The organism is Faecalibacterium sp. i21-0019-B1 (assembly GCF_042852915.1).
In the GTDB taxonomy this organism is placed as follows: domain Bacteria; phylum Bacillota; class Clostridia; order Oscillospirales; family Ruminococcaceae; genus Faecalibacterium; species Faecalibacterium taiwanense.
The window spans coordinates 2,600,622-2,613,411 of record NZ_AP031425.1 but is presented as its reverse complement, the minus strand read 5'-3'; the positions used below and the strand labels follow the sequence as shown (position 1 = coordinate 2,613,411).

Genomic DNA, 12,790 nt, shown 5'->3' with positions numbered 1-12,790 from the left:
GTTGGCAAAGGTTGCATCAGGAAGCGCGCTTAGCTGCGAATTCTTTTCAAAGGTAACTTTTTTAGTCCGATACAGCGGTTGAACACATGTGAACTCATAGTAGTTACACTGCTTGGAATGGTGATTTCTGTTAAACTATAACAGTTCTGAAAAGCTTGATACCCGATTTTAGTAAGCCCATCGGGAAGATTGATGTCTTCGAGTTTGAGGCAAGAAAAGAAAGCGAAATCACCGATTTCCTTCAAACTATCGGGAAGTGTAATGGATGTGATTTCGCCGTTAAATCTTGTGTTGCGAAAAGCTTTATCCGCAATGGCTGTTACAGTGTAGGATTCTCCATTCAAGGAATTTGTTGCTTTTTCTGGAATAGTTACTTGGGTCAATAAGGTGGTTGCTTCGGGTCCTTTGACTTTGGCGGTTGTGTCACTTGTTATCTCGTATGTAAGACCGTTAAAGTTAAATGTATCGCCCGTCTCCGCCGCAAATGCAGAGACTGCCCCGACAGGCAGAAATGTCAGTGCCATGCTGAATGCCAGCAGCAGGCTGATAAGTCGCGTTTTCATATAAATTCCTCCTTGATACGACTTTTGCGGGTGGATCTTGTCTGCGCGGATCGTGGACAAAAAAGATTCACAATTCCTTATTCTACCCCCCCAACAGAAATCAAGGATTTTAGACAAGATTGGAAGGATGCCTAAAAATGGCAGAGATTTTTAGAGGATCTTAGAAAAATAACAACAAAAATCCCCGCCGACAGAGGGAAAGCGGAGCAGGGCATCATGGAGGCCAAGAGCGCAGACACCTTCAAGCCCGAAGGCTGGACACCGAAGTTCAACGTGATCGAGACTTGGAATAAGGCATTCCCCAAGCACTAAACAAAAAGCCCCCGGTATTCGCAGTACCGGGGGGCTTTTTGTTGTATTGGGTCAGAGCTTGTGTTATACTGGCAATGCGGCCCTTCTGGCATCCTGTACGGGTTGCGGCTCCCTGCATCTGCTTCGTGCCTTGGGCGGCACTCGCATCTTGCAGGCCGCGGTCCCAACAGCTCCTCCCTGTTTCCGCCGCTGGCGGCGGTCGTCGTCGTTGCATAGCACAGGTAGTAGCCTATTATCTGTGCAAGTGGCTTGACAGCCTGATGTGCAAGGGCAGTAAGCACTAACAAAAAGACCCCATCTGGAGCGGCAACTCCGGATGGGGTTCTTTTTTGCGTGGAAATCCATGATGAACAGCATATCATCACATAGCCTACTTTTAGTATATGCAATCCCGCGCAAAAGTCAAGCGGGCAGATAAAAATTAACAATTTGCCGTTGGAATGGCCCGCAAAAACCCCCGCTGACAGAGGGAAAAGTGTCAACGGGGGTCGGGGTGATGTCGTATTTCGGTGGGAACTCCTTCAGTCAGAACCTGACGGTTCTGCCAGCTCCCTCGGTGAGGGGGGCTGTCTGCGCAGCAGACTGGGGGGAAGTTGACGTTTGCCGTTTAATCGTCTGCGCTCTCGTCCAGATTGCCCAGCTTCTTGGCCTGCTCCACAACGGCAGGCACCAGCATCTCGGGCAGAACCTCGTAGCGGGCAAACTCGGTGGTGAACCAGCCGCGGCCCTGCGTGGTCTGCCGGATGAAGGTGGTAAAGTTTGCAAGCTCTGCCAGCGGCACTTCAGCGATGATGGTCTGCAGGCCGTCATCGTCCGGCTCCATGCCCAGCACGCGGCCGCGGCGCTTGGTCACATCGCCCATGATATCGCCGGTGTTGTCGTTCGGCACATGAGCCTTCAGGGTGTGGATGGGTTCCAGAATGACCGGGCCGGCCTCCGGCATAGCGGCCTTGTAAGCCAGCTTTGCGGCCATAATAAAGGCCATCTCGGAGCTGTCCACCGGGTGGTAGCTGCCGTCCAGCAGGGTGGCTTTCAGGCCCACCACGGGGTAGCCTGCAAGCACGCCCTTTTCGGCGGCAAGGCGCACGCCCTTTTCAACAGCCGGGAAGAAGTTCTTGGGCACGCTGCCGCCGAATACCTTCTCCTCAAACACCACCTGCTCGCTGTCACAGGGCTCGAAGTTGATGATAACATCACCGAACTGGCCGTGACCGCCGGTCTGCTTCTTATGACGGCCCTGCTTCTGGCAGGCCTTGCGGATGGATTCGCGGTAGGCGATGCGGGGTGCTTCCAGCCCGATCTCCACGCCGAACTTGTTCTTGAGTTTGGCCTTCACCACGTCCAGATGCTGCTCGCCCAGACCGCCGATCACCTGCTGATGGGTCTCGGCGTTGTTCTCGTAGCTCAGGGTGGGGTCTTCTTCCATCAGGCGGGCCAGCGCGCTGCTGATCTTGCCCTCGTCGCCCTTCTTGGCCACAGTGACGGCCATGAACAGGCTGGGCTTGGGGAACACGGGGGCGGGCAGTTTGACCACGCGCTCAGCGTCGCACAGGGTGTCGCCGGTCTTGGCGCTCACCAGCTTTGCCACTGCGCCGATGTCACCGGCAATGATGCCGTCGGAGTCCACCTGCTTTTTGCCAATGACGGTGAGGGGCTTGGAGATCTTCTCCACATCGCCGGTGCGGGCGTTGGTGAGGGGTTCGCCTGCAGTCACCTTGCCGCTGACCACGCGCAGGTAGCTCAGCTTGCCCACGAATGGGTCGGCCACGGTCTTGAACACGTAGGCGGCGGTAGGCTCGTCCACGGTGCAGTGCAGTTCCACCGGCTCGCCGGCGGCATCCTCGGCCAGCGTGCTGGCTTCGTGCTCCGGGCTGGGCAGCAGCTTGTGCATGTTGAACAGCAGCATATCCAGCGCCTGCTGGTTCACGGCGCTGCCGCAGAACACGGGGGTGATCAGGCCGTCCTTGACGCCCTTGCGCATGCCTTCCACGATCTCCTCGGTGGTGAAGGCTTCGCCGCCGAAGAACTTTTCCATCAGCTCATCGTCCGTTTCGGCGATGGCTTCGCTCATGGCCTCGATCAGGCCCTGAAAACGGTGGCCGATGTCCGGCAGGTCCACCTGGATCTGCTTGCCGCCCTCGTACTTGAAGGCCTTCTGGCTGAACAGGTTGATGTACACGAGGGTGCCGTCGTCCAGCTTGGCGGGCACCACGCAGGGGCAGACGGTGGAGCCGAACTTGATCTTCATATCCTCAAGGATCTTGAAGTAGTTGGCATTCTCCAGATCGCACTTGGAGACGAACACCATGGTAGCCTTGCCATTCTTGCGGGCCAGCTGGAACGCCTTTTCCGCGCCCACAGTCACGCCGCTGCGGCCGGACACTACCACCAGCACGCTCTCGGCGGCACGGATGCCCTCGTACTCACCGGCCTCGAAGTCGAACAGGCCCGGCGCATCGATCAGGTTGTACTTGATGCCCTCGTACTCCACGGGGACGACCGATGCAGACAGGCTGGCCTTGCGCTTTGCTTCCTCGGGGTCAAAGTCCGAAATCGTGGTGCCGTCCTCGACCCGGCCCATACGCTCGGCAGCGCCCGAAAAATAGACCAGCGCCTCGGTGAGCGTGGTCTTGCCGCTGCCGGCATGACCGGCAATCAGGATATTGCGGATGTTGTTGCTTGCGTATTTCATATCGGTTTTTCCCTCATTTCCGCCGCACGGAGCATTCTCTCCGCTTTTGTGGCATATTTTACAAAGATAATACCACACTTAAAATGATTTTTAAATATTTCGTTTGAAAATTCTGACGAATCAAGCGCCAAACTTCGGGGCAGTGTTTTGTGCAAGTTGCACGGCAGTGCCAAAGTTTATTGTAAAATCCACAGCGATACGCTATAATAAAAGGCAGAATACAGGCACAAGGAGCATACCGAAATGAAACGTACCGATTACATCAACTGGGATGAATATTTCATGGGCATTGCGCTGCTCACGGCCATGCGCTCCAAGGACCCCAACAGTCAGGTGGGCGCGTGCATCGTCAGCTCGGAAAACAAAATTCTGTCCTTGGGCTACAACGGTATGCCCATTGGCTGCAGCGACGACGAGATGCCCTGGGAGCGGGAGGGCGCACCGCTGGACACCAAGTATATGTACGTGTGCCACGCCGAGCTGAACGCCATCCTCAACAGCGCCCACAATAACCTGAAAGGTGCGCGGGTGTACGTGACGCTGTTCCCCTGCAACGAGTGCACCAAGGCCATCATCCAGTCGGGCATTGCCGAGGTGGTGTACTACGGCGACAAGTACCACGACAGCGATTCCAGCGTGGCGGCGCGGTTCATGTTCAAAAAGGCCGGCGTGAAGCTGACTGCCTATCAGTCCACCGGACGGAAGGCAGAGCTGGAGCTGTAAGCTTCCTCTTGACCTTCCCGATGCAACGTACTATAATAGAATCATAGCTTGAATAAATATTCAAGAATGCTTGCATAGAGAGGGAAATATACAATGAGTCTGAAGAACCGCAGCTTTTTGAAGCTATTGGACTACACCCCTGCCGAGATCGAAGAACTGCTGGACCTTGCCGCAGACCTGAAGGCAAAAAAGAAGGCCGGCATCCGCCACAATGACCAGCTGGCAGGCAAGAACATCGCCCTGATCTTTGAAAAGACCTCCACCCGCACCCGTTGCAGCTTCGAGGTCGCTGCCCACGATCTGGGCATGGAAGTGACCTACCTTGACCCGTCCGGCAGCCAGATCGGCAAGAAGGAGTCCATCGCCGACACTGCCCGTGTGCTGGGCCGCATGTTCGACGGCATCGAGTACCGCGGCTACGGCCAGCAGATCGTGGAAGACCTTGCCCACTACGCCGGTGTGCCGGTGTGGAACGGCCTGACCAACGAGTTCCATCCCACCCAGATCCTGGCCGACTTCCTCACCATCCGGGAGCACTTTGGCCACCTGAAGGGCATCAACTTCGTTTACTTCGGCGATGCCCGCTACAACATGGGCAACAGCCTGATGGTGGGCTGCGCCAAGATGGGCCTGAACTTCACCGCCTGTGCACCCAAAAAGTACCAGCCGGACGCTGCCCTCGTGGCCGAGTGCCAGAAGATCGCTGCCGAGACCGGTGCCACCCTCACCTTTGAGGAGGACCCCGCCAAGGCCGCCAAGGGTGCCGACGTGCTGTACACCGATGTGTGGGTGTCCATGGGTGAGCCGGTGGAGGTGTGGGCTGAGCGCATCAACGACCTTGCCGCCTACCAGATCAACCAGCGGCTGATGGACATTGCAGGCCCGCACGCTGTGCTCATGCACTGCCTGCCCGCCTTCCACGACCACAAGACCACCGTGGGCAAGGAGATGGGCGAGCGCTTTGGCCGCGATGCCATGGAAGTGACCGATGAAGTGTTTGAAGGCCCCCAGAGCATCGTGTTCGACGAAGCCGAGAACCGGATGCACACCATCAAGGCCGTGATGGCTGCGACCCTTGGCTATGTAAAATAACGGATCACAAATAAAAAAGGGAGGCTGCGTTTGCAGTCTCCCTTTTGCTTTTCCTGTTAGGCTTCCTTCAGCTTCAGCACGCCAGCCTGTACCAGACGCTTGCGCAGCAGTGCACCCACGATGCAGCTCACCACGATCTTGGCGAGGTCCAGCGCAATGAACGGGTACACGCACACCGAAAGCGCATAGCCCAGCTCGCACTGCATCTGGAACACGAACCATGCGGTGCCCAGCACGTAGCAGGCGGCATCGCCCAGCACAAGGCCGATGCCGGCGATCACCGGCTGGCCCTTGCTCTTTTCGATGAACAGACCGCCGATGAAGGCCAGCAGCAGGTAGCCAACCAGATAGCCGCCGGTGGGGCCTGCCAGCTTGGCAATGCCCGCGCCGTAGCCGGAGAACACCGGCACGCCCACAAGGCCGATGAGCAGGTACACCGCCACGCTCAGGGTGCCGAACTTGGGCCCCAGCAGCCATGCGGTCAGGCAGATGACAAAGTTTGACAGCGAAATGGGAATGGCTCCGATGGGCACGCTCAGCGGGCCAAGCACGCACAGCGCGGCGGCCATCAGCGCAGTGACAGCCATCTGATAGGTGGTCAGTTTTTTGTTTTTCATAGAATAGAATTCCCCTCTGTTAAAAATTTACAAGGCATCTGTGCCCGAGTATAACGCGGCAGAGGGAAGACGGTCAACAATGAAGTTACAGCAGGGTTTACAATAGGGCGTGTTGTAATGCGTCGTAGAATATGGTAAGATGATAACAAAAAAGATTGACCGCCCTGCTTCCAAACTGTGCGGTCAATCTTTTTGATAAACGGGATGGAAAGCTGACCCTTGCAGTCAGCGCCCCTTCTATGTTTAGAATACCGCATCAGCGTTATTTATCAAGGAGGTTCCCCATGGGTGGAGGACATGTTTCGCGGCCGGACTTCGGGATGCCGCAGCCGGACCCGGCCTACCCACTGACCGAGTTCTACCTGCTTTTGCAGCACGCACTGGACAAAGCGGGCCGCTTTGCGCTGCCTGCGCTGTATGCCCGCGTGCAGGCACCGGCCCGGCACATCTATCTGGACGAGGCGCGGGAATATTTGAGCCTTTCGCCTACCGGGCGGGAGGGGGATATCCGCCTGCTGGCCGAGGGCAGTCTGCAGCTGCTGTACAGCACCCTGCACGTCCAGCCGGACGGCACGCCTGCAGCCCTGCTGCTCACCGAGGAGTGCACCCGCGCCACGGTGGCGGTGCAGCTGCTGCCGCCCTTTGTGTGGGAGGACCCGCTGCCGCCGCTGCCGGACACCCCTGCGGCGCTGACGCTGCAGCTGACCATGCAGGATGTGATGCAGGCCGATACCGACCCGGAAGCGCTGGGCAGAAAGCTGGCTGGCACAGCGGCGAACAAGCGCTGGCTGCACCATCCGAAGGCCGAGACCTTCCTTGCAGAACGGGTGGCCCTGCTGCAGAGAGTATATAAAAGGTGATTTTCATAAATTTTTCCAGCAATGCAATCTTCGGGGGCGTTCAGCCGTGTATAGGGTGAATGTCCCCCGTGGAACACGAATTCCACCAGCCCTGTACAGGCGGTAAAGGAGAGCTTGAAACTATGGGACAGCTGACCAGAAACGAAGTATTTACGCTGGCAGTGCAGAAATACAGCGATGCTGTTTACCGCGCTGCCATACACAACAGCCGATGCACAGCCGATGCCGAGGACGTGGTGCAGGATGTCTACGAGAAGCTCCTGCATTATAATGGTACGTTTGAGAGTGAGGAGCACCTCAAGGCGTGGCTGCTGCGGGTGGCCATCAACCGCTGCCGGGACCTGACCCGCGCAGCCCATCAGAAGGACACCGAGCTGGACGAGAACCTGCCCGCGCCCGATGCGTTTGAGGACGGCAGTGTGCTGGACGCAGTGCGCGCCCTGCCGGAAAACTACCGCAATGCCATCTATCTGCATTACTACGAGGGGTACACGGCGGCGGAGATCGGCCGGATGATGGGCGCACCGTCCAACACGGTGCTGAGCTGGCTGCGGCGTGCCCGGGCGCAGTTACATACGATGCTGAAGGAGGAGATCGAAGATGAGGTGGTATGAGTACAAGATGGAGACGGACGACCTCTACGCCCCGGACGATCTGAAGGCAAAGCTGCTGGCCATGACAGACCAGTTGACCGAAGAAGAAAAGGCCCAGCCCATGATGAAAACCGACGCACCGGTACCGGCTCAGTCCGCCCCGGTGCAGCCGAAGAAGAAACTGATCCGCTTCCCCGCAAAGCGGGTGGGCGCACTGGCGGCCTGCCTTGCTGTGTGCGTGGTAGGCTATGGTGCTTTTGCCACCGGACAAATCGGCCTTGGCGCAAAGAGCAGCAGCCCGGCGGTCTATTATTCTGCGGACAGCACTGCGGCGGCGATGGCGGCAGGCGGCGCGGACCGCGCCGCTGTGGACAGCCCCATGGCAGCCGATTACAGTCTGAACACCCTGTCGCTGGAAAGCGGCGCAGACAACGGCACCGCTGTTTATTCGGAGGACGACGCGGCAGCAGCGGCCCACAGCACCGACCACGCAAAGATCATCTACACCGCGAACCTCAGCCTGGAAAGCAAGGACTACGATGCAGCCCGCGCTGCGTTGGATGCTGCCCTTGCTGAAGCGGGCGGCTATCTGGAATCCAGCAGTGAATACTCGGATGCCGGTGACAGCCGCAGTGTCAGCCTGACCTACCGGGTGCCGCAGCAGAACTACGAGAACTTTCTTGCCGCCGTGGCCGAAGCAGGCAACGTGACCTACAAAAACCAGCAGGCCGACGACGTGACCGCCCAGTACATGGACGTGGAGACCCGGCTTGAGAATCTCAAGAACCAGCGAACCCGCCTGCAGCAGCTGCAGCAGCAGGCCGACAACCTCTCCGACCTGCTTGAAATCGAGTCCAGCCTGACGGATGTGCAGAGCCAGATCGAGAGCTGGCAGAGCCAGATGGACTGGTACAACGATCAGGTGGAAGAGTGCACCGTGTGCGTGAGCCTGAGCGAGGTGAGCACCTACTCGCCGCCCAGCGAGGGCTTCGGCAGCCGCTTTGTCAGCGCCCTTTCCGCTGGCTGGCAGAACTTTGTGGATGGCCTGCAGCAGGTCATCGTTGCCCTTGCCGGTGCATGGCCGGTGGTGGTGATCGCAGCCGCCGCCTGCGCAGGGTTCGTGGTTTGGAAAAAGAAGAAAAAATAAATCAAAAAAATACTTGACATCCGCCCGCCCTTGTGGTATTATACTTGAGCAGTCAGCGAGAACCGCTGAGAGCACAAAGTAAATATCGCGGGGTGGAGCAGTCTGGTAGCTCGTCGGGCTCATAACCCGAAGGTCGTTGGTTCAAATCCGGCCCCCGCAACCACCAAGCGTTCTGAGATCTCTCAGAACGCTTTTTTGTTGTCTGTATCCGATACGAAGAAGGGGCTGCTGCACATCGTTTTAGCCGAAAGTGCAGCAGCCCCTCTTACTGTATCAAAAATTTACACCCACTCGCCGCTGAAATGGTAGCTGCCCACAAGGCCTGCCAGATTGAAGGTCTTGCTGGGGGCTGCGCTCGTTCAATGATGGCGGCAAAATTGTACTGCGCAGCGGTGCTTTTTCTATATTTACCATTTACAATCTGCCGTCCTCCACGGCACGGGCGTGCTCGGCGAGAGCAAGGGTCTTTAGTGTCTGGATCTCGGGCCGGGTGTCGCCCCGGCGGGTGAACAGGCAGGTGGGCATGCCCTACATCACCCACGGCTTCCTGCGGGCGGACAGCCGCAACAGCATGGGCTTCATCCTGCTGTACGGCAAAAAGAACGTCTCCCGCTACGGCTTCCGTCACTCGGTGCTGGAGGCCACACGCCGCCCGGTGTGCCATGTCATCATGCAGCGCTGCGCGGGCAGGGATATGCTGGACGATGCCGCTGCCGAGGCCCAGCTGGCCGAGGCGGATGAACTGTTGACGGCTGTGCTTTTTGTTCCGATGGGTGGAAAGTTCTTCCGCTTTCTTGTGATCGTGAAGGTTTTTGCCAGATTTTGTTTACGCACCCGGAAAAAGATGGTATGATAAACTAGGTATAATCAGGTGATATGGTAGCTGGAACGTCCTGCTGCGTGAGCGCCCTCAGTGGAGAAAATCGATGAAAAAATATCTCAAAGCGGTCGTGTCCGGGCTGTGCGCCGCGAGACCGTGGAGCAGCGCATCGCCGAGGGTCAGAGCGCTGCGGACGCAGAAGCCGAGTTCCTGACCAACGATCACTTTGAGGCATGGTATCAGGATATCTGCGGTCAGCTCAAACAGTACGAGGACTGAGCCGACGGAACACGCTGAGGAAAAGAGGTGATGGCGATGCTGCGCAGACAGAAGGATACGGATGCCGCCCGGCGCAAAAAAACAGGCAGGCCTATCTTCCGCACCATTTTTAACGCCATGATGCTGGTGACGCTGGTGGAGGTGGTGCTGCTGGCAGTCAGCATTGCCATTACCAATGTGGACGGCAGGCTGAACTAGAACGCCAAGGACATGCTCAACATGCAGGTGCGCAACCGCGTCAGCTACGTGCAGGACCTGATGCAGGATGCACAGAATCTGACCGATCTGTCGGAGCACATCAACAATACCGTTCTTGCCATGTAGGAAGAAGGCCAGCTCGATCTGGCCGAACTGAACACGAGCCGTGAGAAGAGCGACGCACTGCTCACGGCCATTGCGCCGGAGTTGGTTAACACCCTGCGAGCAAAACCGGTCAGTGGCATCTTTGTGGTACTGAACACCGTGAATCTGCACAACCTTGATGTGGGCTGCGGCCTGCCCGGCATCTACCTGCGGGATCTGGACCCGGATGCCCGCCCTTCGGAGGACAACGCCGATCTGATGATCGAGTGCGGCAGCTCGGCGGTGGTCAAAAAGCTGGGCATCACCACCGATAAAAGCTGGCAGCCCACCTTGCGCTACTACGGCCTGAAGGACAACGGCTTTTTCAAGACTCCCTTCCAGACCGCGTGGGAGGACGGCGCAAGGCTGAACGCCGAGGATTACGGCCGCTGGACTACCAGTGCCTATAAGATAGGCAACGACAGCCGCACCGCCATTGCCTACTCCCAGCCGCTGATCCTGCCGGACGGCACGATCTACGGTGTGGTGGGTGTGGAGCTGCTTACCAGCTGCCTGCAGACAAAGCTGCCTTACAGTGAACTGCAGGACGGCAATACCGGCACCTACTTCTTAGTCTCCACCACTGCTGATGAGGAAGATACCTCCTTTATCGTCAGCAAGGCGGTCACTTCCAGCGAGGATATGATCACTTCGGAAGCACCGGCCGGCATGATGAACTGCGAACTCCGGGCGGACGAGTGCTGGCTGACGCTACGGAATAAAGACTATTATGCCGTGGCCCTGCCCATTACCCTGTACAGCCGCAACGCGCCATTTTCCAATGAGCGCTGGCTGCTGATCGGCACCGTGAACAGCAAGGTGCTGTTTGCCTTTGCAGACAATGTGCGCAACGTGATCGCCATTGCCATTGTGTTTACGCTGGTGCTGGGCGCGCTGGGCAGTCTGGTCGTTGCCCGCAATCTGGCCCATCCGGTGGAGCTGCTGTATCACGAAGTGGTGGACGGGCAGGAGAAAAAGCAGTTCCCGCAGCTGTCCCATACCAACATCCGGGAGCTGGACCGTCTGGCCGATGCACTGACCAGCTTGAACAGCGAGCTGCTGAACAACTCCACAAAGTTTTTGCGCATCATGGACATGGCCAGTGTGGAGCTGGGCGGCTATGAGCTGAGGTTCGACACTGGCAGTGTGTATGTTACCGATAACTTTTTTGCGTTGCTGGGTGCCCCCCAGCCCAAGGATCACTTCCTGAGTGTGCGCCGCTTTGAGGAAAAGCTGAGCAACATCCAGCTTTCCCATCCCTGTACCACCACGGCAGAGGGAGACAAGATACTCACCATCCGCAAGGAGGGCGAGACCCGCTACATCATGCTGCGCGTCACCAACGACCAGACCACGCAGGTGGGTCTGGCCGAGGACGTTACCGCAGCCACGCTGGAGCGCATGCGTATTGAGCACGAACGCGATTACGATATCCTGACCGGCCTGTATAACCGTCAGGCCTTCCACCGCGTGAGCGAAGAGCTGTTCCGCGATCCGCACCAGCTGGGCGTTGCAGCTCTGCTGATGATGGATCTGGACAACCTCAAGCACATCAACGATACCTACGGCCACGACTGGGGCGACCAGTACATCCACCGCACTGGCCGCTGCCTTGCGGAGAACACACCCAACGGCACTGTGGTGTCCCGCCTTTCCGGCGATGAGTTCGTGCTGCTGTTCTACGGCTATTCCAGTCAGGATCAGATCCGTGAGAAGATCCGCACCCTGAGCAGCGCCATGCAGAAGAGCGTTGCCATCCTGCCCAGCGGCAATGAGCTGCGTATCAGCATTTCCGGCGGTGTGGCGTGGTACCCGGCCAACGGCACCGATATGGACATCCTGAAAAAGTATGCCGACTTTGCCCTCTATCAGGTCAAGCGCACCAACAAGGGACATCTGGAAGAGTTCAGCATGGAAATCTACCAGCAGGAAGCACAGGCCGCACAGCTGAGACGCGACTTCCAGCAGCTGCTTACCGAGGAGCGGGTGTACTATGTGTTCCAGCCCGTCTTCTCGGCCCGCACCGGCAAGGCGATGGCATACGAAGCCCTGATGCGCTCCGATATGGAAGCGCTGCGCTCGCCCGCTACCATCATGAAGCTGGCGCGGGAGCAGGGCGCACTGTGCGAGATCGAGCGGCTGACCTTCTTCAAATCGCTGGAGAACTTCGACCACCTGCGCAGCGAGGGCCTTGTGCGCAGGGACACGATGCTGTTCATCAACTCCATTGCAAGCATCTGCCTGCCCAGAGAGGACAGCGAGTATATGGATAGCCGCTGGCATGAACTGCGCCGTCAGATGGTCATTGAGATCACCGAGGAAGAGGAGATTAACCACGAAGCACTGGAGGTCAAGCGCCATGCGCCGGGCTTCTCCGGCATGTTCGCGCTGGACGATTACGGCAGCGGCTTTGCCAACGAGAACAGCCTGCTGGAGCTTTCGCCCCGGTTCATCAAGGTGGATATCGCCATCATCCGCGGCATCGATACCGACCCGGACAAGCAGCAGATCGTGCAGAACATCGTGGCCTATGCCCACCCGCGCAACATGAAGATCATTGCCGAGGGCGTGGAGACCGCCGCCGAGCTGCGCAAGGTCATCGAGCTGGGCGCGGATGCGCTGCAGGGCTACTTCCTTGCAAAACCTGCCGCCGTGCCGGCCAAAATGGCACCTGCCGCCCGCAAGGTCATTGCCGAGTACAGCTCTGCATCCGACAGCGGCTGAATACGAACATAAAAAGTCCCGCAGAA

The 12,790-nt window shown here is 57.9% G+C and carries 12 protein-coding genes and 1 tRNA gene; 10 read left to right on the top strand and 3 right to left on the bottom strand.

Features of this window, described 5'->3' with window-relative positions; genetic code table 11:
• Nucleotides 1–29: 29 nt before the first annotated feature.
• Complete coding sequence (locus tag ACGHP1_RS13020; RefSeq protein ID WP_390509608.1) at nucleotides 30–563, bottom strand: leucine-rich repeat domain-containing protein; 534 nt, start codon at nucleotides 561–563, stop codon at nucleotides 30–32.
• A 919-nt stretch (nucleotides 564–1,482) separates the two neighbouring features.
• Nucleotides 1,483–3,567, bottom strand: coding sequence for an elongation factor G (locus ACGHP1_RS13015; RefSeq protein ID WP_005944998.1), 2,085 nt, complete (start codon nucleotides 3,565–3,567; stop codon nucleotides 1,483–1,485).
• A gap of 243 nt (nucleotides 3,568–3,810) precedes the next feature.
• On the opposite strand from ACGHP1_RS13015, the gene ACGHP1_RS13010 reads away from it, so the two are divergent.
• Together ACGHP1_RS13010 and argF are read left to right on the top strand one after the other, a co-directional pair.
• Nucleotides 3,811–4,290: a dCMP deaminase family protein gene (locus ACGHP1_RS13010; RefSeq protein ID WP_005944992.1), complete on the top strand. Its 480-nt coding sequence runs from the start codon at nucleotides 3,811–3,813 to the stop codon at nucleotides 4,288–4,290.
• Nucleotides 4,291–4,383: 93 nt separating this feature from the next.
• Nucleotides 4,384–5,382: an ornithine carbamoyltransferase gene (gene argF / locus ACGHP1_RS13005; protein ID WP_390509605.1), complete on the top strand. Its 999-nt coding sequence runs from the start codon at nucleotides 4,384–4,386 to the stop codon at nucleotides 5,380–5,382.
• Between the two features lie 56 nt (nucleotides 5,383–5,438).
• Here the strand turns inward: argF and ACGHP1_RS13000 are convergent, their stop codons facing one another.
• Entirely contained in the window at nucleotides 5,439–5,999 is a 561-nt protein-coding gene (locus ACGHP1_RS13000) for a biotin transporter BioY (RefSeq protein ID WP_332376647.1), read from the bottom strand.
• A 284-nt stretch (nucleotides 6,000–6,283) separates the two neighbouring features.
• Here ACGHP1_RS13000 and ACGHP1_RS12995 point away from each other — a divergent pair, with 284 nt between their 5' ends.
• The 8 genes from ACGHP1_RS12995 to ACGHP1_RS12960 all read left to right on the top strand — a co-directional run bounded on the left by ACGHP1_RS12995 (nucleotide 6,284) and on the right by ACGHP1_RS12960 (nucleotide 12,764).
• A complete protein-coding gene (locus ACGHP1_RS12995; protein ID WP_243112001.1) occupies nucleotides 6,284–6,859 on the top strand; it encodes a hypothetical protein in 576 nt (191 codons plus the stop codon).
• A gap of 122 nt (nucleotides 6,860–6,981) precedes the next feature.
• Nucleotides 6,982–7,473, top strand: a complete 492-nt coding sequence (locus tag ACGHP1_RS12990) for an RNA polymerase sigma factor (protein ID WP_044954130.1) — start codon at nucleotides 6,982–6,984, stop codon at nucleotides 7,471–7,473.
• Nucleotides 7,460–8,599 (top strand): DUF4349 domain-containing protein, encoded by a 1,140-nt coding sequence (locus ACGHP1_RS12985; protein ID WP_390509604.1) that lies wholly within the window; start codon nucleotides 7,460–7,462, stop codon nucleotides 8,597–8,599. The genes ACGHP1_RS12990 and ACGHP1_RS12985 overlap by 14 nt, the downstream gene beginning before the upstream one ends.
• An 86-nt stretch (nucleotides 8,600–8,685) precedes the next feature.
• Nucleotides 8,686–8,762 (top strand) — tRNA-Met (locus tag ACGHP1_RS12980).
• Nucleotides 8,763–9,122: 360 nt separating this feature from the next.
• Nucleotides 9,123–9,452: a hypothetical protein gene (locus ACGHP1_RS12975; protein ID WP_390509603.1), complete on the top strand. Its 330-nt coding sequence runs from the start codon at nucleotides 9,123–9,125 to the stop codon at nucleotides 9,450–9,452.
• 60 nt (nucleotides 9,453–9,512) lie between these two features.
• Nucleotides 9,513–9,698 (top strand): hypothetical protein, encoded by a 186-nt coding sequence (locus tag ACGHP1_RS12970; RefSeq protein ID WP_390509602.1) that lies wholly within the window; start codon nucleotides 9,513–9,515, stop codon nucleotides 9,696–9,698.
• A gap of 36 nt (nucleotides 9,699–9,734) precedes the next feature.
• Nucleotides 9,735–9,896, top strand: a complete 162-nt coding sequence (locus ACGHP1_RS12965; RefSeq protein ID WP_390509600.1) for a hypothetical protein — start codon at nucleotides 9,735–9,737, stop codon at nucleotides 9,894–9,896.
• Nucleotides 9,897–10,145: 249 nt separating this feature from the next.
• Nucleotides 10,146–12,764 carry an EAL domain-containing protein gene (locus ACGHP1_RS12960; RefSeq protein ID WP_390509599.1) on the top strand — a complete coding sequence of 873 codons (2,619 nt, stop codon included), beginning with the start codon at nucleotides 10,146–10,148 and terminating at the stop codon, nucleotides 12,762–12,764.
• Nucleotides 12,765–12,790 lie beyond the last annotated feature (26 nt).

Excerpts from the sequence above, each read along its gene's own strand:
- ACGHP1_RS13020 (WP_390509608.1), bottom strand. The coding sequence starts at position 563 with ATGAAAACGCGACTTATCAGCCTGCTGCTGGCATTCAGCATGGCACTG.
- ACGHP1_RS13015 (WP_005944998.1), bottom strand. The coding sequence starts at position 3,567 with ATGAAATACGCAAGCAACAACATCCGCAATATCCTGATTGCCGGTCAT.
- ACGHP1_RS13010 (WP_005944992.1), top strand. The coding sequence starts at position 3,811 with ATGAAACGTACCGATTACATCAACTGGGATGAATATTTCATGGGCATT.
- argF (WP_390509605.1), top strand. The coding sequence starts at position 4,384 with ATGAGTCTGAAGAACCGCAGCTTTTTGAAGCTATTGGACTACACCCCT.
- ACGHP1_RS13000 (WP_332376647.1), bottom strand. The coding sequence starts at position 5,999 with ATGAAAAACAAAAAACTGACCACCTATCAGATGGCTGTCACTGCGCTG.
- ACGHP1_RS12995 (WP_243112001.1), top strand. The coding sequence starts at position 6,284 with ATGGGTGGAGGACATGTTTCGCGGCCGGACTTCGGGATGCCGCAGCCG.
- ACGHP1_RS12990 (WP_044954130.1), top strand. The coding sequence starts at position 6,982 with ATGGGACAGCTGACCAGAAACGAAGTATTTACGCTGGCAGTGCAGAAA.
- ACGHP1_RS12985 (WP_390509604.1), top strand. The coding sequence starts at position 7,460 with ATGAGGTGGTATGAGTACAAGATGGAGACGGACGACCTCTACGCCCCG.
- ACGHP1_RS12975 (WP_390509603.1), top strand. The coding sequence starts at position 9,123 with ATGCCCTACATCACCCACGGCTTCCTGCGGGCGGACAGCCGCAACAGC.
- ACGHP1_RS12965 (WP_390509600.1), top strand. The coding sequence starts at position 9,735 with ATGCTGCGCAGACAGAAGGATACGGATGCCGCCCGGCGCAAAAAAACA.